A 22,283-nucleotide genomic window follows, 5' to 3' on the forward strand; every position below is an offset into this window, starting at 1 on the left:
AACAATTAATTCTTAAAATGTATTATAGCATCACTTAAGTCGTAAACCTTTACTCCTTCTAATGCTTTTTGAAGAATACTAGTTCCTGCCGAACTTCGATAACCACCGGCACAATGTACAACGATGGGTTTATTTTTTGGGATTTCATTAGCTGTATCTCGTAGCTCATCTAATGGATGGTAAATCGCATTCTCAAAAAACTTCTCTTCCACAACTTCACTTTTATTTCTTATATCCACAATGGTGTAATGATCTGGATGCTTTTTGAAGTCTTCTAAATTCAACGTTTCGGAAGTTTCAAATGTTGAATCATCTAAGGTTAACAGGCCTATTACTTGTTTTTCGTATCCAATTTTTGCAATACGATGCAAAACGTCAACTTTATCTTCAACTGAATTTAAAACCACATAGAATTTTTCTTCAGGTACAACAATGGAACCTAGCCATGTTTCAAGCTTATCATCTTCGGTTTTTGCCATAATATTGATACTTCCTTTAATATGATTTTGTTTATATTGCTCAGCACTTCTAACATCAACAATTAAAACATCTTTTTCTTGAACGCCTTGCGCTTTTAAATGAAATTCTGGTTGTGCAATACTACGTTCAAAATTATCTGCACCAGATTTATTGATATCTACATTAAAACCAAAGTATGAAGGAATAAAGGGTTGATCTGCTAAGATATGATTTACAAATTCGTCTTCAGATAAATTCTTGAATGCCCAGTTTTCCTTACGTTCTCTTCCTAAAGTACTAGAAGCATCAGTACTCATATTTTTTCCGCAAAGTGAGCCTGCACCATGAGCAGGATATACAACTGTATGGTCTGGTAAACCATTAAATTTAGTTTGCATAGTTTGATACATGCTTTTTGCAAGTGCTTCGCGTTTAGCTTTCATATTACCTGCTTTTTCTCTTAAATCCGGACGACCTACATCACCAATAAATAAAGTGTCACCAGAGAACATAGCATAGTCTTCTTTGCGTTTTGCAATAATTGTGATACTATCTGGTGAATGTCCTGGTGTGTTTATTGCAAAAAACATTACGTCTCCTAAATTAAACGTATCTCCATCATCAAACGTTTTATGTGGATAATTGGCGCCTACCATTTTACTCACATAAATAGTAGCTCCCGTTTCTTTATGAATTTGCAAATGACTACTCACAAAATCAGCGTGTGGATGCGTTTCAAATACAGCAACTATTTTTGCGTTGTTCTTTTCAGCCAATTTATAATATCGTTTTGGATCTCTTGAAGGATCTACTAAAACCATTTTATCTTGACTAATTATCGCATAAGAATAATGCGCTAATGGCTTGTCTTCAAATTGTATAATATTCATAGCTTTTCTTTTTTTATGTATTTTAAAATAAAAAAATCGGTCCAAATTTAAGTTTTAGACCGACGTTTTAACATTAATTTTAAATAGATTACTATAAACAAATAATCTGCTTTTTTATAGCGTATCAAATATTAGTATAAGCACTGAATAAAAATTAATATTTACTAATAATGCACGTACAAATTATTAATCTTTTAAAATTTACTTTTTAAGAATTTCGTTTAAAACTAAATCTCTATCTAACTTTTTAGTACAGAAAAACCAATCTTCACATTCTAGCTCATCGCTACTGCTCATTCGTTCTTCTGCAACACCACAAGATCCTGCGGGTGAAATAATAACATCATCACCGGGGTTCCAATCGGCCGGTGTCGCTACATTGAATTTATCCGATGTTTGCATAGCTATTAGAGCTCTGTATATTTCGTCGAAGTTTCTGCCTAAGCTCAAAGGATAATAGATAATGGCTCTAACGGTACTTTCAGGATCTATAAAAAAGACAGCCCGCACCGCTTGGGTTTTGTGCTCACCTGGTTGAATCATCCCGTATTTCTTGGCGACGTTCATGGTGATATCCTCTATTAATGGAAACTTAACTTCTACGTTGTCCATCCCATTAAACTTAATTTTATCTTTTATGGTTCTTAACCAAGCGATATGGCTGTATAGCCCATCAACTGACAGACCAACTAGTTTGCAATTGGCCTGAGCAAACTTTTCTTCAAGATGGGCAAATGTCATAAACTCAGAGGTACATACAGGGGTGAAATCCGCTGGGTGACTAAATAAAATGACCCATTCACCCTTATAGTCTGAAGGAAAATTAATATCACCTTGGGTTGTTACGGCTTTAAACTCTGGTGCTTTATCTCCAATTCTTGGCATTGCAAAATGTGTGTCTTCCACATGGTTTTCATTCGTATTCATCATGTATAGTTATTTAAATTAGGTTAACAAAGATACACGCAATTATGACCCATATATGTAACCATTGTTACCTCAAAAAAGATTAATTCTTTGGACTTTTGATTTCTATTTTAAAAAGCCACTTCCAAGTAAAATGAGTTCAGGTTTTTTTACTATATTTGATACGTAAGTATGGTTGGTGAAGTATAATCGCATAATTGAATTGTGAAGGTCGCATCCTATATATTTTCGATAAGTTTCGTGTTTCTAATTCTAGTCAACAGTTTTTGGGCCACCTTAACCTTTTCCTATTATGAGCTAGATACTATTGGTTTCATTGAACGCTTATGCGAAAATAAAGATAAGCCAGAGCTTCAATGTAATGGCAAATGCCAATTAAAAAAAGTAGCTGAGTCTCAGAACAAAAAGCAAAAAACGCCAGAGAGCATTATTGAATTTAGAGACCTTATTTTATATCAACATTCACCAATAAGAGTCTCTGAGAATGGAATACTGTGCGCCACAAAAGACCAAAAATCAGTGCCCTATCAAAATCTGTACGCTTACCACATAGTCATTGATTGTTTTCGTCCGCCATGGGTTAAGATGAGTTATAGTACGTTGTAGTTCATCTACAACCAACAGTCTTATTTCTAAAAATTAAACCCTATAAAAATGAAACTATTTTATGGTGTGCTTTTTGGCATGCTATTTACACTAGCTTCTTTTGGGCAGGAACAACCTTTAGCCCAAAAAGACAGCTCAAAACAAAAATTAATAGCTCTCAATGAGGTTATATTAAGTGGCAAAATAAAGCGAGACCCTGTATTTTCAGTAGTATTTAATAAGTACGCTAAAAAGGTTGTTCAGCCTAAAAATGTGGCAGACCTGTTTAGTGACTTGAATGGTTTTAGCCTTATTAAACGAGGAAATTATGCCATAGACCCAAGTTTTAGGGCCGCACAATACGAACAACTTAACGTTCAGTACGATGGTGGAACCAAGGCCATGCACGCTTGTCCTAACCGAATGGATCCTATTACCACACATATTATACCAGAGGAAATATCAAAAATTGAAATCATTAAAGGTCCTTACACGGTCCGATATGGTCCTACTTTTGGCGGTATCGTTAACTTGGTTACCCAAAAACCAAATCTTTCAGACCAAGGTCTCAATGTTAAGGTAGCTTCAGGTTATGAAAGTAATGGTGGAAATATCGTAAACCTCGTTCAATTAGGTCAAACGGAAGAGAAGTATGACGTCTTAGCTACGTTTGGGCAGCGGGATTTTGGGAACTATAAAGATGGTGACGGCATTGAGATTCCTTCGTCTTTTAGAAGTTTGGATTACGGATTTAAGGCAGGATATAATTTTTCAGATAATGAAAGACTGCAGATGCAATGGCGACAATCTTTTGGCAGGGACGTTTTACATGCAGGCCTACCTATGGACACCGAATACGACAATAGTTCTATCGCTTCCCTAGATTATAAAAAATCTGATGTAAATAGTACAATTAACACCCTCACCGGGAAAATGTATTACAGTTATGTAGACCATTTAATGACCAATGCCAATCGACCATCTTTTATGATGACCGAAGCTCTAGCTGCTGTAGATGCAACAACCCTTGGTGGCAAGTTTGAAGTGGAGTGGAAGTCAATTGATGGGCTTACCTTTTTTTCAGGCGTAGATGCCATGCACGTTGCTAGAGATGGCAGTAGAACAAGATTGGTTAAACTAATGAATGGAACCCCCTTGCCGATGCCTATGGAATTTACAGATAAGGTCTGGCAAGATTCTTACATCACCGATTTGGGTCTTTTTACGGAAGCAATCTATCTACTAAACACATCCACTAACCTCACTTTTGGATTAAGGTACGATAATGTCGTTTCGGACATAAAAAATCCTGAAGATGATTTTGCTGATTTGTATGACTTAAAAAAGCGCACAGAGCACAATGTTAGTGGAACGATTTCTGTGAAAAAGGAAATCTCAGATCAATTTATGGTGCAGGCCGCTTACGGTAGAGGCGTAAGGTCGGCAAATATGATAGAGCGCTTTATTAATCACTTCAATGTTGGTCAGGATCCATTTGAATATATCGGTAACCCTGACCTAAAGGCTGAGGTTAATAATCAGTTTGAAATAGGTTTTATCGGGAAAGCACCGTTAACCAAGGGTTTTAATAGCTTTAGGTATGAAGCATCTTTTTACTATTCGCTATTTGAAAATTATATAGTGGGTATCATTGATGAAACTAAAACCAGAAAGTTTATGCCCATGCTCCAACCACAGAATCCTAAAGTATTTAGGAATTTGGATGAGGCTTTTAAAACCGGATTTGAACTTATGGCACAAGTCGATTTTTTAGATGATTTTTACCTTAAAACTGAACTAGCCTATGTTTACACTGAAAATCGCGATTTAAATGAGTCCTTGCCCTTAACACCGCCTTTAACCTCTAGGTTGTCTTTTGGCTTTGAAAAGTCTAAGTTTTGGGCCAATGCCGTGTTAAACTTAGTCTCGGAAGCAGTTGAAATTGCACCAAGTTTTGGAGAAATCAATACGGATGCCTACCAAACACTAGATATAAGATTTGGGATAACCCCAGTAAAAAACATAAATGTAGGGTTTGCGGCACTTAACGTGTTTGACGAAGCTTATAATAATCATCTTAATTTCTCATTTGTTAACCAAGCTGACTTTGGCAGAACACCAATAACAGACCCTGGTAGAAATTTTGCGGTATTTTTACAATATCAATTGTAATAGCTGACATAAAAAAAGAGAGCGCTCCACTAGCGCTCTTTTTTTGTTATAGAAACATCTGTTTTACCTTATGGTATATTATTCGTTTCTTTCAGTAAAGGTTACGTGCCAAATGCCTCTCACTTCATTTTCAGAATATCCTACGGCCAAATCCTTTGGATATAATTGCTTTATGATCTTATAATCACGGGCTGCTATATTGGTCTTGGGCTTTCCATGACATTGCAGGCACATGGTATTCGTAACGATAGGGTAATACACGTGCACCACACCATCTTTTGTTTCTGAAATGGGTTGGGGTTCTTCTTTATTTGCAATAACCTGTTTAAAGTTGTTGATATACCTCATCTCCTCAGCATTGGCCATATTATTTTGATTTCTAGGCTTATCCGTGACTCTCTTAATCGAGGCCTTATATTCGGTTGCCATACTGTCCGTAAGGTGATACGCGTTTTCGTTACAGAACTCTAGGGCTGCGGCAGTGCCTTCCTTTTGTAGTTTTGTCATAAGGTTCTTCCCTAAAACAGCTTTGGTGCCCAAGGCATATTGTAACCCAAGGTCTGCATGCGATAGATTGCTCACCGTCTGTTTGCCCTTCTTTTTTCCATTCTGTTTGCCCTTACCGTTTCCGCGACCCATTCCCTTTTTCTTGCCACGCATCTCGTTGTAATGACTTTCAAACCACTCGGGTTGATCAATATCATAATCATAAATGTAGTCGGCAATCTTTTCAATGGTTTCCTCTGGGTAGTATGCTTTTGGCATAACACCAAAACGTCTTACGGCGCCAGGCATCTTAGCGTCTGCTTCGTTCGGGTTTTTAACCCATGCTTGCATAGCTTTAATAAAGGCGTCCTTGGTTGTAGAGTCATTTATATAATGTTTTTTCACCGCTATCATCGGAGGTCCAATGCGGTTATCATGGCTCGCCGTAGGGCTATGGCACACATAACAATTGGTTTCCATCAATGTTTTGCCAGGATGCGTCTGCGCTTCTGTGCCCTTGGCTGCCTGAATGGACTCATATGGATTTTTATGGTCTTTACATCCCACTACACTGAATGAAAGCGCTACTAATATTATAAGGGTTCTCACAATTATGGTATTTTTTATGTTATTACGAAATTAATAGTTCAAAAATAGTAGTACTATGACAACCGTCATAATCAGGGAAATTAATTTCAAAACAGCCCATGGCTAATACTTACGCGTGCACAAGCTATTCTAATGGATAACTGATGCTATGTAATGATGCGTCCATCTTCCATGGTGATGATCCGGTCCGTTTTTTTGGCAAAGTCCTCATCATGGGTCACTACCAAAAGCGATAAGTGTTCTAAGTCACTGAGTTCCCTAAAAATAGTAAAGACATTGTCCGCATTGTGACTATCGAGATTTCCAGTGGGTTCATCGCCCATAATAATCGACGGACTATTTATGAGTGCCCGAGCTATGGCAACGCGTTGCTTTTCACCGCCAGAAATTTGAGAAGCGCGCTTTTTGGCCAAATGCTCTATGTTTAAAACCTTTAGCTTTTCAATAGCGTTGTGGGTAATCTCTTCAGGTGATTTTTCGGCAAGTTTTTTTGCCGGAAGCATCACATTTTCTAAAACTGAAAACTCAGGAAGCAGGTAATGGAACTGAAACACAAAACCGATATGTTTGTTTCTTATTTGGGAGAGCTCGTTTCTTTCAGCCCCTGTAATCAGTTGGTTATTTAGATATAATTCACCCTCATAGTCCGTATCCATCGTAGACAGAATATAGAGCAATGTGGATTTGCCACAGCCAGACTTACCCATGATGGAGGTAAATTCACCTTTGTGTATTTTAAAACTAATGTCCTTCAGTACATGAAATAATACGGGCTTTTTAAAGGATTTGTTAATATGTCTAGCTTCTAGTATAGGTTCCATTATTGTCCTCTAATGATTTTAACAGGGTCTATTTTTTGTGCCTTTTTGGAAGGCAAATAGCCTGCTAAGAAGGTTGAAAGCATGGCAAATGTAAATCCTATCACAAAAAATATGGGATTTTGATTTATAGGATAGGTTTCAATGGTTGGCAAGGCTTCTGTTTCAAAGGGAATGGTATCGATTAATCGCGTTAGGCCGTAACCAATGAGTAGCCCTAAAACCCCGCCTACAAAACCTATAATTATAGCCTGACTCATAAAAATAAATTGTACATCACGCCCAGAGAATCCTATGGCCTTGAGTATAGCGATATCGTTCATTTTTTCGTAAATGAGCATATTTAATATGTTGTAGATTCCAAAGCCAGCTACAATAAGTAAGGTGATGGAAACAGCATAAGTGATGAGATTTCTAATGGTGGTTCCTGTTTCAAATTGTGCATTGGCGGTTTTGATGTCAATAGCTCTTAAATTAAATTGGTCTTCTATGTCTTGCGCCATGGGTCTGGCCAATTCTATATCGTATAACTTCACGTTGATATCGGTGATGTAGTTGTTGGCTTTTCCCAGAATACGTTGAATTGTATTGATATTGGTAAAACTCTGGATGGCATCAATTTCGGCAATACCACTTTGATAGATCCCTACAATCTTTAGCGGAAAAAATCCACCTTCAAGTGGACTTACCTGAACGCGGTCTCCAACCTTTAAGGACATCTTTTCGGCTATCCCAGCACCGAGTAGAATACTGTTGTCCGTCTGCTCTAGGGCATCGGCAGAGCCTTCGACAATGTAATCTTTTAAATTAAAATAGTTGGCCTCTTCAATCGGCCGAATACCTGTTAGGTTTCCGCCAAGTTCAATAGAACCGGCAATGTAAAAAATTTGGGTTTTTATCTGAGGCAGAACCGCTTTTACATGCCTGTTGCTGCTCAAGTAATCTATAATGGGTAAGGCATTGTGGATTTTCTTTTGCGTGAGCCTGGGTTTAATGGAATGAACGCTGTTTATACTGTTTTCAAGTTTGTCATATAAGCTAACAGGTTGTTGTTTTGACGGTTTTATTTCATTGTAGATATGAATATGGGGTGTTTGGTTTAAGATGAGGTCATCTAGCATGGTGTTTAAACCGGTCATAAAACACACCAAGGTAATATAAGCACCAATACCAAAGGTGACGCCAAGGGCGGCCACACTCGTTTGCTTTACCTTGGTGAGCAAATGGGTTTTGGCAATGCTTAATATAAGACCCCAGTTCGTCACTATTGCGCTTTATAAATTACAGTATTTTCCGCCAGGCCAGACCGTATCTCCACGTATTCCATACTCTCTAAACCAATCTCTATGGTTTTGAGTCCAACATCGGTCAATACCTTAGTATCATCAACGATATAAGCCTTCGGAATAGTGAGCACGTCCTTGTGTTGGTCAATGATAATGTTGGCTTCTCCAGAAAGTCCGGGATACAGTTTTGGCGGTGGCACGTTAAAAAGGGCTTCTACCAAAAAGGTCTGGTTTCTTTCATCCTTCTTTGGAAATATTTTTGAGATTTTAGCTTCAAAGACCTGATCTTGATAAGCCTCTAGGGTTACCAATACGTTTTGCCCCAAAGAGACATTAACAATATCCACTTCGTCCACTAATAATTCAATAACAAAATGGGTGGCACTACCAATGGACGCCAATGGCTCCATGGTGGTAACCAATTCACCAGGCTCTTTGTATAAGGCATATAGTTTACCGGACATAGTACTCTTAATGGTAAAATCCTTGGTTGCTATGAGTGAGGATTTATAGTTGTTCTGTGCTTGTTCTAATGCCGTTTTAAGCTCATTTTCTGTACGTTTTAATTTATCTCTTAGGAGGTTTAAGGAATTGAGCGATAATTGATAGGCCAGTTTTTTACTGTCGTATTGCGCTTTGGAGCCAATATTCTGTTTCCAAAGGCTAGCTTGTCTAAAAAAATTGATGGAGTCGTTTCGATACCGAAGCTCTGCAGCATCGATTTCATCGGCGATACCTTTTAAGATAGCGGAGCTGCCCCGGTAATTTTGATAGGCAAGGTCATAGGCCAGTTTAGCGTTTTGGGTGTTGAGTTTTGGTGTGTTATTCGTAATCTGAATGATGGGTTGGTCCTTTACAATAAGGTCGCCCTCCTCAACAGGGATGTTGTCTATGATACCCGAAACAATGGCGTAGACCTCATAAATACTATCGGGTTGAACGATGACAGAGGCATAAATAGATTCGGTAATAGAGCGCCGTTGTACTGTAGTTTGCTCCTTGGTTTTAGCACAGGAGTAAACAACCAATACAAGCAAGGGCAGAGGCCATAATCGTATCCATCTAAACATTTAAATTTTTTTAATGGAATAGGTGTTGTTTTTGTCCTTGATAGCAATGACCTGTTTGTTTAAAAACTTAGATCTAATTTCCGGTGGTCTGGGCAAAAAATTCTTGGATAATGTAATATGAGTTGGTTTTTTAGATAAATAATGGACGATGTCTCCATTGGGGTTTATGGTTAACTCCATATAATTATAGTCAATCATGCGTTTATCCAGAACATCGTTTTGTCCAATAACATCTTTATAGAGTTTAAGGATAATGGCTAATCCATTATTAAAATTGGTCGCATTTAAAAACTGTGGCTCAATAACGGTTTTACCGCTTGTATCAATGTACCCAAAGTATGATATACCCTTTTTCTCTTCAACGATCAAACAACGTTCGGAATTAAAAACAGGATAGGCCATATCATCCATTGAAGAGACGACGACATCACTTCTATAGTCGATAACAAGCTCCCCATTAGTAGTAATGAACGCCCATTCATTTCCCTTTTTAATCGCTGCTAAACCTTCATGAAATGGCGAAATATAGTCAATCCCACTTATATCTTGAGGGTACATAAATAGGGGAAACATAATTATAGCCGTAAAAAAAAGAATCAAATGTCTCATGGTAAAAACGCTTTAAAAATTATCCTCTAAAACTAAACCCAATAGTGTAGTAAAACAATGACATTGGTCACTGTTGCATCCCCACCTTAATTGGAATTTTCAATGACCTTTATAAGGTCTGCTTTTTGTAAGACCCCAGACTGGCGCCAAACTTGCTTACCGTTTTTAAATAAAATCATCGTGGGCACACCTCTAACTTGATATTTTGAGGCCAGCAACTGATTTTTGTCTACGTCAATTTTAACTATCTTAACGCGTTCGCCAAGTTCTTCCTTAACGGCCTTTAAAACCGGTGCGAGCATTTTGCAGGGGCCACACCAATCGGCAAAAAAATCTACCAAAACGGGTGTGTCGGAATTGATGATAGTACTAAAACTAGATTTCATGTGTTTATTTTTTTAAATTCTAAACTCAATTTTGCTATATAATGTAATTCATTTTTGCTCATTTTGGCAAAGGCATAGGCTATCTTATTGGCGCTGCGCAATAGCAAGGTCCTCAGCGCTTTGGTAAACTCCTCGGGGTGTTGGTGCACGTAGGCTATAAATGCATCAAAACAAGATTCAGGAGATCTATTGGCTTTTTGTAATGCATTAAATTGTGTTGTAATCACTTCAATCTGTTCCTCATCCAAGGACGTCCAGTGCCTTTTCAAAATTTCCGTCAAACTGCGGTACTCATCCATTGACAAGGTGTTATCTGCCTTGGCAATGGCATAGAACAAATAACTGATATGTTGTAATAAGGCAACGGTCATAACACCAAATAAAAATAGGGGCTATAGTAATGGCTTACAAGGTATTTAAACCATTACTATTAAAGAATGATAATGATCAGATTCATCATTTAATAGGCACTAATTTCGTATCTTTAATACAGAATTTCTAGACACCTCGATGCATGCTGAGACAAGACCAGGAAATATTCAATATTCTTTTAGAGACGGTTTCTGAAGCCGTTATAATTGTCGATGAAAAACAGCGCATCATGGAAATCAACAAGGTTGCGGAAGGTGTGTTTGAATACGACAAGGAAGAGATTAAAGGCAAGCCCTTAACGATACTCATGCCTTCCAATTACCATGAAAAGCATCAGGAATATGTTGAAAATTTCATTGAGGAATATCAACAGCGCAAAATGGGTAAAACCACTGATGTTTATGGTCTCAAGAAATCCGGGGAAATTATTCCCATTGAAGTGGCCCTGAATCCGTTTAAGATCTATGATAAGATCTATGTCATGGCCTTAATTAAGGATGTCTCTAAGCAAAAGGAAAGTGAGCTCGACCTTATGTTGCGGAGTAAAGCTTTAGAATCCGCGAGTAATGGTATATTAATCACCGATGCGCTAAGGCCAGATAACCCCATCATTTATTACAATAGCGCATTCTTAGAGCTCACGGGCTATTCAAAAGAAGAAGTTTTAAATAAGAACTGTCGCTTTTTGCAGGGTGAGGATAGAGATCAAAAGGGATTGGATAAACTAAGGGAAGCAATAAAGCAAGGTGAGAATTGCTTGGTGACCTTACGTAATTATAAAAAGGACGGTACCTTATTCTGGAACGATCTGTATGTGACTCCGATTAGAAACGAAAGAGGTACAATTACTAATTTTATAGGTATTCAAAATGACGTTACGGAGCGCGTTAGGGCAGAAGAGGAGCGCAGCCATTTGGCAACCATCTTTAATGAATCCCTCAACGAGATTTATGTGTTCGACGCAAATACCTTAAAATTTATTAACGCCAACAGAGGGGCCTTGAAAAATATCGGTTATACCCTGAGCGAACTAAAAACAATGACACCCCTGGACTTAAAGGTGGTGAAAAACGAAAAACAGTTTAGGACGCGTTTCACAGAACCCCTTATCCATAAAGTGGAAGAGCGTCTGGAATTTGAGACCACCCATAAGCGAAAGGACGGGTCAACCTACCCGGTAAATGTGCATTTACAACTCTCCCATTTGAATGAAAGACCTGTTTTTGTGGCTATAATAGTGGATATTTCTGAGCAAAAGGAATATACCACAAAACTAGAGAAAAAGGTGGAAGAGCGAACCGAACAGCTACAAATGGCCTTGAGCAAGGAAAAGGAGCTCAATGAGTTAAAGACTAAATTCCTGTCCCTGGTCTCTCACGAATTTAAGACCCCATTGAGCGGAATCTCAACTTCCGTTATGCTGCTTGAAAAATACAAGCGTACGGAAGAACAGGACCGAAGAAATCGGCACCTGGCCATTATAAGGGATAAGGTGCAGTACTTGAATACCATTTTAAATGACTTCCTGTCCATTGAGCGTCTGGAGTCTGGCACCATCTATTATAAGTTCAATGAATTTAAATTGAGCAAGGTCATCAATGAAGTGGTCTATAATGCCAACATGTCCCTAAAGGAAGGACAGAACATCAATTACCCCTCAAATATCAATGAGATGAATATGTTTCAGGATGAGCGTATTATGGAGTTAGCCCTCACTAATATTGTTCAGAATGCCATTAAATATTCAGCAGAACATTCAAAAATCGATATCAGGGTATCACAGGATGATACATTTACGGTTATCGAGGTGGAGGACCAAGGCATTGGGATACCGGAGAAGGATATTAATAATGTGTTTTCGCGCTACTTCAGGGCCGAGAATACGCTCAATATACAAGGGACAGGCATAGGGCTAAATATCGCCCAGACCCATATTGAGAATTTAGGCGGTACTATCACCATAGCCAGCGAAGAGCATAAAGGCACCATTGTAACACTTAAAATACCCACGACCAAACATGACTAAAGTATTGATTATAGAAGACGATAAGGTATTAAAGGAAAATATAGCGGAACTCTTAGAGCTTTTGAAATATGATGTCGTAACGGCATCAGACGGAAAGGAAGGCCTAACACTAGCCAAGTCAATCCACCCAGACATTATCGTCTGCGATATCATGATGCCCAAAATGGACGGCTACGAGGTGCTGGATAATCTGTCTAAAAACAAACAGACAAAATACATTCCATTTATTTTCCTTTCAGCAAAAACAGAACATCAGGATATTAGAAAGGGTATGAATATGGGTGCAGATGATTACATCACCAAGCCCTTTACTGAAGACGAACTGGTAAGTGCCATTAAGAGTAGACTGGCCAAAGCCGCTATCTTGGAAGATCGCCGTAATTTAGGTCATGCGTCCATAGAGGAAGAGGATGAATTACGGTCCTTAAATGACTTAAAGAATTTCTTTGATGACTATGGTGAGATATTTAAGTACAAGAAAAATGACATCATTTACCATGAAGGGGATCACTCCAATTACATCTATTTAATTACCCAAGGCGCGGTTAAATCCCATAAGCTAGATGAATACGGCAAGGAATTAGTGACAGGCTTGTTTAAGGAAGATGATTTGTTCGGTTATACCTCCTTTACACATAACCTACCCCACAGAGAAACGGCCACTGCCATTAAGAAGACCGAATTAAGAGGTGTTTCCATACTTCAATTGTCGCAAATTCTCAGTGACAACCATAAGGTCGCCATAGAACTGCTAGACCTTTTGACGGATGATCTGTCAAACATCAAGGAACAACTCTTGCAAATGGCTTATAGTTCGGTAAATAAAAAAACCGCAGACACCATTATACAATTTGCCGAAAAAATAAACCGAAAACCAGAAGACCCCATAAAAATATCCAGGCACGATTTAGCAAGTGTGGCCGGCGTAGCCACAGAGACTTTTATAAGAACCCTTACCAATTTTAAAAAAGAGGGCATCATAAAAACAGAAGGTAGAAATATTGTGGTCATGGATTTAGAGCGTCTCAAGGAAATACAGTAGAAAAAACGATTAATGATTCTCGTCATTGTAGAGTTAATTTTAGGCTTATACTTTTAGATTCGTTAAACTAATGAATTATGAAAAGTGTTTTGCTTCCCACTGATTTTTCCGAGAATTCATGGAACGCCATCATATACGCACTCCAATTTTTAAAGGATACACCAGCAGTATTTTATTTACTTCATGTAAATACGGTTAATCATACTATTTTGAGCGATCCGGCTTATGTAGGTGCTGACAGCGTCATAGAAGAGGTTTATATTAAACCAGCCAAGACTAAACTTTTAAAACTTTTAAAACGTATTTCCAAGGTATCACATAATGTAAACCACAGGTTCTATACTATAGTGGACTATGGCTTTTTTATCGATTCCATCAGGAGTCAAGTCCTCGATAAAAATATTGATTTAATTATCATGGGCACCAAAGGGGCCTCGGGCCTCAAGCAAATCATCATTGGCAGTAACGCAGGTGATGTGGTGGTTAAGGTAAAATGCACCACCTTGGTAGTGCCCGAAAATGCCAAATTCCAAATTATTGATGAGCTCGCCTTTCCAACAGATTTTTCGTCGTTCAACAATTTCAGTATGCTTAAACCAGTATTGGAAGTTATGGAAAACAACAATTCCAAACTGAGCTTTTTGCATGTCCAAAGTAAAAATGAAAGCTTAAGTTTAGAACAAAAAAAGAATAAGGAGCTCTTGGAGGATTTTTTCAGTGGCTATGACTATGATTTTTATTTTCTCAGCAATAAGCGTTTAGAAGATGCTGTTCAATGCTTCACCGAAAGTAGGGGCGTGGGCATGATCGCCATGGTCGCTAAGAACCTCAATTACTTTCAGCAAATCGTATTTAACTCTAGGGTAGAAAACATTACCTATCACACAGATATACCTTTTTTAGTATTACATGAAACCACTTAATCATCAACTATGGAACTATCGTTATTTTTTGCAAAATTTTGGGGTTGGTATCTAATAATTTTCTTTTTGATTCTCAGCTTAAATCCCAAACGGATAAAACAGATTTTTGAAGATTTAAAAGATGAGAAATTTTTAATCCTAATTTCCTTTATTGCTATAATTATCGGTCTTACCAATATTATTTTGCACAATATCTGGGAGCTTAATTATAAGATTATCATTACGCTTATAGGGTGGTTCTCACTGTTTATAGGCTTGGCATTGTTTATTTTTCCCAAGTGGACCGTCGATTGGCTAAAGGTGACCAATGTAAAATTTGTTCAAGTGATGTACACCCTGCTTTTTTTGGTGGGTCTGTTCTTATTGAACATGGTATATCAAATTATTCCCTATTAGGGAAAACTGACCAATATCATTTTTACAGCGGTGTTGGTTTAATACATTTACAATCCATTAAGGTAGAGGATTCCTTAATTTTATTTATGTGCTATTAATCAATGGGAAAACCAGATTGTTATCTGGTTTTCCTATGTTTATAAGGAATCTATAAAAAAATGGTAAAAACTGATTTATATCATTTTATAGGTTGCCTTTATACACTAAATTAGTGCTTATTAAAAGGGGGCTTTTAATAAACATAATTAGGGCATTTGAAGCTATGATAGTGTTGTAAGTACTTTCAGTTTTTCTTAAGATGGAAAGATGTCTTTAAACTGCTACGAAAACAGTATTATAAAATTAAATGTCCCAGGAAACAGGAAGTTTAGGCTTCCTGTTTCTGCTTTTGGTACTTAGGCTAAGTTTTGCACCTGTTCTAACACCCCATATCGCTGATATAAATCATTGTAGCCCTTCCCGCAATGCCATAATTTTAATACGTTAAAAAATGTATCCAACATGAAACGTATACTCATACCTACCGATTTTTCCGAAAACGCCATGAATGCTGTTCGCTATGCCTTAGAATGTTTTAAAAACGACAAGGCTGAATTCTATTTGCTGCACGCTTACCAAGATGAGGTCTATAACAATCACGATTTACTCGAGGAGGAACTCTTTGAAGAGGTTCTCGAAATTGCTAAAAATCGCTCACAGCTAAAGTTAGACTTGCTACTCAATGAAGTGAAGACCATTGCACCAAACCCAAAATTTAAATTTCATCTCGTATCGGCCTATAATGCGCTTCTAGATGAGGTTGATAAATTGGTTATAGGTAAGAACATAGACTTGATCGTGATGGGTACAAAAGGAGAAAGTGCCAATAAGAGCTACGCTTTTGGAAGCAACACGCTTCAGGTATTAAAATATGTGTCTTGCCCCGTATTGGTTATTCCAGAATATTACGGCTATAAACAACCGAAACACGTCCTTTTCCCAACCAACTTTTTAATCCCTTATAAAAAACGAGAAATGGAGTTAGTAGCTGATATGCTATCACCCTTTAAATCAGTGGTAGAGGTACTCTATATTTCAAAGGTGGCCAAATTATCCAAACGTCAAAAGGATAATCAAGAGTTCATAAAGGACGAACTAGACCAACTAGACCTTAATTTCAAGACCATTCAAAGTAAGAAGGTTTCAAAAGCCATAACCGCCTATGCGGCAGACCATAAAATCGATTTATTGATCATGGTCAATACTAGCCAATCCTTTTTAGAGGATATGCTATTTCGGTCTAAGGTAGACGATATATGCCTGCATACCGATATTCCGTTTTTGGCCTTACAAAATATCAGAAGAACCGTTTAAATGACCATAACGATGAAAAAGATCTTATTACCCACCGATTTTTCAGACAATTCCTGGAATGCCATAAAATATGCCTTACAGTTACTTAAGGATGAGGACTGTAGCTTTACCATCCTGCACACCTATACACCAATTATTTATCAGGTAGAATTTGTGCTTATTGGTCCGGCTCAAAATGGTTTGGGTGATGCCATTAGGGATGTGGCCGAAGGTAAAATGAAGGCGCTATTGGACAGAATAGATACCGAATTCCCCAATAGCAAACACCAATTCGAGGGCCATTGCATATTTAGTACCTTGATTACTGAAATTAAGGAACTTACGGAAAAGAAGCAGTTCGACTATGTCATTATGGGCACTAAAGGAGCCACAGGCGCCAAGGAAGTCCTATTTGGGTCTAATACGGTCCAAGTATTTAAACATGTAAAGTGTCCTATTTTGGCCATTCCAGATGATTTTGAGTTTGAACGACCTCTTGAAATCCTATTCCCTTCAGATTATGAGGTCACCTTTACGGAAAGTCATATCAAACCCCTTTTAGATATAGCAAAAGCCTACAACAGTAGAATCAATGTGATGCATGTCTCCTTTGGTTATGAGTTAACGGACACCCAGAAAAAAAACAGAGATCTCCTAGAAATTTATTTTGGTAGCGTCGCCCATTTATTTCACGACATGCGCCATGAGAATTTAACCGATGCCATTGATGAATTTCAATTAAAGGCCAGGGTTAATTTGTTGGTGATGCTAAACAATAAGCACTCGTTTTTTGAAAATCTATTTTTCAAGTCTACCCTAAATCAAATAGGGTTCCATCTTAACATACCATTTTTGGTTATCCCATCACAATTATAAAAACAGGACTTATGAAACGCCAGATATTATTACCAACGGATTTTTCAGATAACGCCTGGAGTGCCATTGCTTATGCCATTAAACTTTTTAAAAATGAGGAATGTACCTTTTACATTTTGAATTCAATAGCCTTAAAGGCATCCACCATGTCCACATCTGCAACTAAGGTGTTAAGGGCTATGGAGGATAATGCCAGAAAGGAACTTTACGAATTGAAAAACCAGATAGAAACCTCAGAGACCAATACCGGTCATGAATTTATAACCATTATAAGTACACTAGACCTCTATGATGCTATTGAGGTAGAGATGGAGAAAAACCATATCGATTTGGTAGTGATGGGCACCAAAGGAGCCACGGGCGCCAAGGAGTTTTTCTTTGGCAGCAATACGGTTAAGACCATAAAGAGAATGAATAAAGGCGCCATTCTTGTCGTGCCCGATGAGTATGATTATGTCACCCCAAGACAAATAGCCTTTCCAACCGATTTTAATCGAAACTTTAGCGAAGAGGAGTTGCAGCCATTAAAAGTTATGGCGGCCTTGCACAACTCCAAAATCAGGATTTTGCACATCCACGAGGAAGAGAAATTGAGTCCAAAACAAGAACACCATTTCGATTGCTTAATAAATCATTTCGAAGGTTTTGAGTACAGTTTTCATTGGATGCCAGATTACAGTACCAAGGAAAGGGAGATCAAGGAATTTGTGGAGGACCTAGAAATTGACATGCTTTGTATGGTCCATACCAAACACAGCTGTATAGCGCGCATAACGCATGAGCCAGTAATCAATAAAATAGGGTTTAAGCCCATAGTGCCATTTTTGGTGATATCGGTTTAAGTTGATCGATATCATTGTTACAGGCCTAAGACCAATGTAAATTTAAGACCTATCCAAAATCAACAGTGATGAAACGTAAGATATTATTACCCACAGATTTTTCCAAGAATTCATGGCATGCTATTAATTATGCCCTAGAGCTTTTTGGATCAGAACCATGCCAGTTCTATCTCTTCAACGCTTTCTCCGCGACTAATGATTTAATGCAGAGCCTAATGAATATGATGCCCGGAACAGAGCTTTACGAAAAGGCAAAAGCCCACTCAGAAACAGGTTTGGCGCAAATGATGGATATGCTGGTGCTCAATCAGGACACTAAAGCCATCCATAAATTTGAGACCATTTCCATGTTCAACAGCCCTGTTGAGGGCATTAAAACCCTTGTGGATAAAAAGGATATCGAGATGATCATTATGGGCACCAAGGGCGAAACGGCCTCCATTTCCATGACTTATGGAAGTACCGCTGTAAATGTTATGGAAAAAGTGCGCCATTGCCCTGTACTGGTCGTGCCAGAAAAAGCCAAACACAGCATCCCTAAGGAAATTGTTTTTCCTACGGATTACAAGATTCCTTTTAAAATGAAGGAACTGAAGTACCTCATTGACATTGCAAAAATCACCCATGCCACCATTCAGGTCGTTCATATTGATGAAGGTGAGTTAAGTGAGGACCAGTTAAGGAATAAAGCCTTATTGCAAGACTATTTGGGTACGGTTAAGTTTAATTTTAGGTTGATGAGTCGCATGCACGTACCCACAGCAATCAAGTGCTTTGTAGAAAGCAGGGAGAGCGATATGTTGGCCTTTATCAATAAAAAGCACCTCTTTTTTGGAAGCATCTTAAATCAGGCATTGGTTAAGGAGATAGGTCACGATGCTAAGGTACCCATATTGGTACTACACGATAAAACTAATTAAAACATAAACATCATGAAAAATAAACTCATTTGGATAGATAAGGAAAAGGCGCAGGTCTTAACGGTTTTAAATGATACGGTAGATATGGAGTCTATACCATCTACGCCAGAGACCCCTGCAATTGAGGATTTGGAAAAACCTGGAGGCGCCACGGAAATTATAAAGGATAGAAAGGTGTTGGAGCGTCAAAAGCAACAGACCAAACAATTTTTTGATACGCTGACTTCCCATCTTGAGGATACTAAGCGCTTTACGATAATAGGAACAGCAGAAATGGGGCAGCACTTTGCCAGCTATTTAGAAGAGCAGCAACCCGATTTAAGTGCTAAGCTCACCGAGGTGCTAAAGTCAGATAAACTAACCGAAAACCAACTTAAGGCTAAGGCTAGGGAATTGTACAGCTCGTAAGCGCTAGTAGCATAGCATTTGGGCTAATTTAAATAGGCAGCCAGATTTCAAAACCGTACGTTACCTAAGACGTTAATTATGACACATAAATCTATAGAGGTTATCAAATCAAGTGGTAAGAGGGTCAAGTTTTCATTGAGTAAACTGCGGTCCTCCCTGAAGAGAAGTGGCGCCAGCAAGGAAACGATTGACTCTATCATCGATACGGTACGCGACGAACTCTATCAAGGTATTTCCACCAATGAAATATACAACAGGGCTTTTGCGCTTCTTAAAAAGAAAAAGAGCTCGCTCGCCTCTAGGTATAAATTAAAAAAAGCCATTTATGAGCTCGGCCCAACAGGTTTTCCTTTTGAGCGGTTTATCAAAGAGGTATTGAGCTACTCCGGCTATACCGCTGCGGTTGGGGAAATACTTCAGGGTAAGTGCGTCTCTCACGAAATTGATGTCATCGCCCATAAAGGTAAGGAGACCACAATAGTAGAATGCAAGTTTCACAGGGAACAAGGCTTAAAATGCGATGTTAAGGTGCCTCTGTATATCCAATCGCGTTTTAAGGATGTGGAGGCGTATTGGGTGGCCAATAGAAATAACCATACGGTACTTACCCAAGGTTGGGTGGTAACCAATACCCGGTTTACCGAGGATGCCATTCAATATGGTCGTTGCTGCGGCTTGTATCTCTTAAGCTGGGATTACCCAAAAGGGGAAAGCCTGCGAGACCGCATAGACCAGTTGGGACTATACCCCATTACCGTCTCTACGTTGCTGACCAACCGGGAAAAGCAGTTCTTGCTCAGTCGTAATGTGGTCCTGTGCAGGCAATTGATAGGTGATGCCTTTTATTTAGATCATCTCGGAGTTTCGGACACAAGAAAAGAAAAGATACTCAATGAGATCCAAAACCTCTGTAATGCGTAATACGGAATTATGAAACCAATAGTAACATTACATTTTTTAGGAGGTGCGGGTACCGTAACGGGCTCCAAGTTTGTATTGGAAACCTCTGAGATTAACCTTATGGTAGACTGTGGTATGTTTCAGGGCCTTAAGGAATTGCGGCTATTGAATTGGGAGGATTTACCCGTTGATGTGGCAGCCATAGATATGGTCTTGCTCACTCATGGCCATTTAGACCACGTGGGCTATTTACCGCGATTGGTAAAACAGGGCTTCAAAGGAAAGATCATGGGTACGGCACCCACTCTGGCTATCGCAGAAATCATTCTTAAGGACAGTGCCAAAATACATGAGGAAGACGCTGAACGGGCCAATAAGGAACACTATACCAAACACCAGCCGGCCCTACCATTTTACACGGTTAAAGAGGCCGAAAATACCCTGAGCTATTTCAAAGTGGCACAGGTCGATGAGTGGTTGCCCTTATCAGAGCACGTTTCGGTGCGATTCCAGTATAATGGCCATATCATCGGCGCTACCTTTATTGAGTTAGATATCAATGGTAAACGCTTTGTATTCTCTGGGGATGTGGGTAGAAACAATGACTATCTGCTAGACAATCCAAAAAAGCCCGAGTGGGCCGATTATCTTTTTATAGAAAGTACCTATGGCGATCGCAGGCACCCAGAAGAGGATCTAGACACTATTTTTGTCAATTTAATTATGGATACCCTTCAAAAAAAGGGCAACCTTATTATCCCAAGTTTTGCGGTGGAGCGCCTGCAGACCCTGATGTATGTGCTTTGGAAACTCTATCAGTCGCATAAGATTCCCAATATTCCTATTTATATCGATAGTCCCATGGGGCATAATGTACTCCAGGTATTTAAGCGCTTTCCCAATTGGCATAAACTTTCAGATGCGGAATACAACGCCATGTGCCAACACGTTAACATCGTGAGCTCCTACAAGGAAACTTGGGAGACCATTGATAATAAACGGCCTAAGGTGGTGATTGCCGGTAGTGGTATGGTTACGGGCGGAAGGGTGCTAACCTATTTGCAACAGTTCATTGATGAGCCCAGTACTACCGTACTGCTAGCGGGTTATCAAGCCGAGGGTACCCGTGGCCGACAACTTTTGGACGGCGCACACGAACTGAAGTTTTTCGGCAAATATTATCCGGTAAAGGCGAGAATTGAACATATAGAGAGTCTATCGGTCCATGCCGATCAAGAGGAGCTCTTGGAGTGGGTGAGTGGTATTAAGAACATCCCCGAACAGGTCTATTTAATACACGGTGAGGCCTGCGCCCTCAACGCCTTTAGGGTAAAACTTGAAACCACCTTAAAGTGGAGGGTAACGGTACCGAAAATAAATAGTACGGAGCGACTTGTTATTTAGTAGCAAACTGATTTATATCATTTTAGGAAATCTATAAGAGCATTACATTTAGGTTAGAAATTTTGTTTAACACTTTAAAACTAATTGATATGTCACTTATTAAATTTAACAACCGAAACCGTTTATTCCCTTGGAATAATACCCCACTAAAGGATTTCTTTAGTTCTGATGATTTCTTCTTTAACGATGGCTTCTTGGAAGAAGATTCTTTGATGCCCGCAATGAATGTTAAGGAATTAGACGATGAGTTTGAAGTTGAATTCGCAGCGCCTGGATTTAAAAAATCTGATTTCAAGGTTACTTTAGATGATCACATACTTAATGTATCTGCTAAAAAGGAAACCGAAAAGAAAGAAGAGGATAAAGATTTTATGCGTAGGGAATTTAGCTACAGCACTTTTGAACGTTCATTAAGATTACCAGAGACTGTAGATAACAAGGCTGATATCAAAGCTACCTACAAGGATGGTATACTTAAATTAGACCTTCTTAAAAAAGAACCTGTAAAGGAAACACCTAAAAAAGTTATAGAGGTTATCTAGAAA

General features: G+C 38.7%; 23 protein-coding genes. 14 read left to right on the forward strand and 9 right to left on the reverse strand.

Translation table 11 applies throughout. The features are described from left to right. Window positions 1–5: 5 nt before the first annotated feature. On the reverse strand, window positions 6–1,349 hold the full coding sequence (locus CA834_RS03480) for an MBL fold metallo-hydrolase (protein ID WP_094967290.1): 1,344 nt from the start codon (window positions 1,347–1,349) through the stop codon (window positions 6–8). Between the two features lie 201 nt (window positions 1,350–1,550). Beyond that, window positions 1,551–2,279 carry a peroxiredoxin gene (locus tag CA834_RS03485; protein WP_240507436.1) on the reverse strand — a complete coding sequence of 243 codons (729 nt, stop codon included), beginning with the start codon at window positions 2,277–2,279 and terminating at the stop codon, window positions 1,551–1,553. Between the two features lie 237 nt (window positions 2,280–2,516). Between CA834_RS03485 and CA834_RS03490 the strand changes: the two genes are divergently transcribed. Together CA834_RS03490 and CA834_RS03495 are read left to right on the forward strand one after the other, a co-directional pair. Then, on the forward strand, window positions 2,517–2,882 hold the full coding sequence (locus CA834_RS03490; RefSeq protein WP_094967292.1) for a hypothetical protein: 366 nt from the start codon (window positions 2,517–2,519) through the stop codon (window positions 2,880–2,882). A gap of 48 nt (window positions 2,883–2,930) precedes the next feature. Continuing rightward, a complete protein-coding gene (locus tag CA834_RS03495) occupies window positions 2,931–5,033 on the forward strand; it encodes a TonB-dependent receptor domain-containing protein (RefSeq protein WP_240507437.1) in 2,103 nt (700 codons plus the stop codon). A 78-nt stretch (window positions 5,034–5,111) separates the two neighbouring features. Here CA834_RS03495 and CA834_RS03500 read toward each other — a convergent pair whose 3' ends face one another. The 7 genes from CA834_RS03500 to CA834_RS03530 all read right to left on the reverse strand — a co-directional run bounded on the left by CA834_RS03500 (window position 5,112) and on the right by CA834_RS03530 (window position 10,668). Continuing rightward, the gene (locus tag CA834_RS03500; RefSeq protein WP_240507440.1) at window positions 5,112–6,128 is read right to left on the reverse strand and encodes a c-type heme family protein; all 1,017 of its coding nucleotides are present in this window, start codon (window positions 6,126–6,128) and stop codon (window positions 5,112–5,114) included. A 146-nt stretch (window positions 6,129–6,274) separates the two neighbouring features. Further along, window positions 6,275–6,949, reverse strand: coding sequence for an ABC transporter ATP-binding protein (locus CA834_RS03505; RefSeq protein ID WP_094967293.1), 675 nt, complete (start codon window positions 6,947–6,949; stop codon window positions 6,275–6,277). After that, a complete protein-coding gene (locus tag CA834_RS03510) occupies window positions 6,949–8,211 on the reverse strand; it encodes an ABC transporter permease (protein ID WP_094967294.1) in 1,263 nt (420 codons plus the stop codon). Before CA834_RS03510 ends, CA834_RS03505 begins: the two co-directional genes overlap by 1 nt. Beyond that, window positions 8,211–9,302, reverse strand: a complete 1,092-nt coding sequence (locus CA834_RS03515) for an efflux RND transporter periplasmic adaptor subunit (protein ID WP_094967295.1) — start codon at window positions 9,300–9,302, stop codon at window positions 8,211–8,213. Before CA834_RS03515 ends, CA834_RS03510 begins: the two co-directional genes overlap by 1 nt. After that, window positions 9,303–9,911, reverse strand: a complete 609-nt coding sequence (locus CA834_RS03520) for a WG repeat-containing protein (protein ID WP_094967296.1) — start codon at window positions 9,909–9,911, stop codon at window positions 9,303–9,305. It abuts the gene before it with no gap. Window positions 9,912–9,997: 86 nt separating this feature from the next. Then, window positions 9,998–10,297: a thioredoxin gene (gene trxA / locus CA834_RS03525; protein ID WP_094967297.1), complete on the reverse strand. Its 300-nt coding sequence runs from the start codon at window positions 10,295–10,297 to the stop codon at window positions 9,998–10,000. Beyond that, window positions 10,294–10,668 (reverse strand): tellurite resistance TerB family protein, encoded by a 375-nt coding sequence (locus tag CA834_RS03530; RefSeq protein WP_094967298.1) that lies wholly within the window; start codon window positions 10,666–10,668, stop codon window positions 10,294–10,296. The genes trxA and CA834_RS03530 overlap by 4 nt, the downstream gene beginning before the upstream one ends. 143 nt (window positions 10,669–10,811) lie before the next feature. On the opposite strand from CA834_RS03530, the gene CA834_RS03535 reads away from it, so the two are divergent. The 12 genes from CA834_RS03535 (at window position 10,812) to CA834_RS03590 (ending at window position 22,280) form a co-directional block, all read left to right on the forward strand. Then, window positions 10,812–12,695, forward strand: coding sequence for a PAS domain-containing sensor histidine kinase (locus CA834_RS03535; protein WP_094967299.1), 1,884 nt, complete (start codon window positions 10,812–10,814; stop codon window positions 12,693–12,695). Beyond that, window positions 12,688–13,737 carry a response regulator gene (locus tag CA834_RS03540; RefSeq protein WP_094967300.1) on the forward strand — a complete coding sequence of 350 codons (1,050 nt, stop codon included), beginning with the start codon at window positions 12,688–12,690 and terminating at the stop codon, window positions 13,735–13,737. The genes CA834_RS03535 and CA834_RS03540 overlap by 8 nt, the downstream gene beginning before the upstream one ends. A gap of 77 nt (window positions 13,738–13,814) precedes the next feature. Further along, window positions 13,815–14,660, forward strand: a complete 846-nt coding sequence (locus CA834_RS03545; RefSeq protein WP_094967301.1) for a universal stress protein — start codon at window positions 13,815–13,817, stop codon at window positions 14,658–14,660. 9 nt (window positions 14,661–14,669) lie between these two features. Then, on the forward strand, window positions 14,670–15,056 hold the full coding sequence (locus tag CA834_RS03550; RefSeq protein WP_094967302.1) for a hypothetical protein: 387 nt from the start codon (window positions 14,670–14,672) through the stop codon (window positions 15,054–15,056). A gap of 501 nt (window positions 15,057–15,557) precedes the next feature. Then, window positions 15,558–16,409, forward strand: coding sequence for a universal stress protein (locus CA834_RS03555; protein ID WP_094967303.1), 852 nt, complete (start codon window positions 15,558–15,560; stop codon window positions 16,407–16,409). Between the two features lie 12 nt (window positions 16,410–16,421). Then, a complete protein-coding gene (locus tag CA834_RS03560) occupies window positions 16,422–17,264 on the forward strand; it encodes a universal stress protein (protein WP_094967724.1) in 843 nt (280 codons plus the stop codon). An 11-nt stretch (window positions 17,265–17,275) separates the two neighbouring features. After that, window positions 17,276–18,106: a universal stress protein gene (locus CA834_RS03565; protein ID WP_094967304.1), complete on the forward strand. Its 831-nt coding sequence runs from the start codon at window positions 17,276–17,278 to the stop codon at window positions 18,104–18,106. Between the two features lie 68 nt (window positions 18,107–18,174). Beyond that, entirely contained in the window at window positions 18,175–19,026 is an 852-nt protein-coding gene (locus tag CA834_RS03570; protein ID WP_094967305.1) for a universal stress protein, read from the forward strand. 12 nt (window positions 19,027–19,038) lie between these two features. Beyond that, window positions 19,039–19,434 carry a hypothetical protein gene (locus CA834_RS03575; RefSeq protein WP_094967306.1) on the forward strand — a complete coding sequence of 132 codons (396 nt, stop codon included), beginning with the start codon at window positions 19,039–19,041 and terminating at the stop codon, window positions 19,432–19,434. Between the two features lie 78 nt (window positions 19,435–19,512). Beyond that, window positions 19,513–20,355: an ATP cone domain-containing protein gene (locus CA834_RS03580; protein WP_094967307.1), complete on the forward strand. Its 843-nt coding sequence runs from the start codon at window positions 19,513–19,515 to the stop codon at window positions 20,353–20,355. A gap of 9 nt (window positions 20,356–20,364) precedes the next feature. Beyond that, window positions 20,365–21,738, forward strand: a complete 1,374-nt coding sequence (locus CA834_RS03585; protein ID WP_094967308.1) for an MBL fold metallo-hydrolase RNA specificity domain-containing protein — start codon at window positions 20,365–20,367, stop codon at window positions 21,736–21,738. An 89-nt stretch (window positions 21,739–21,827) separates the two neighbouring features. Next, window positions 21,828–22,280 carry an Hsp20/alpha crystallin family protein gene (locus CA834_RS03590; RefSeq protein WP_094967309.1) on the forward strand — a complete coding sequence of 151 codons (453 nt, stop codon included), beginning with the start codon at window positions 21,828–21,830 and terminating at the stop codon, window positions 22,278–22,280. Window positions 22,281–22,283 lie beyond the last annotated feature (3 nt).

It is taken from the genome of Winogradskyella aurantia (assembly GCF_002266855.1).
Lineage (GTDB): Bacteria > Bacteroidota > Bacteroidia > Flavobacteriales > Flavobacteriaceae > Winogradskyella > Winogradskyella aurantia.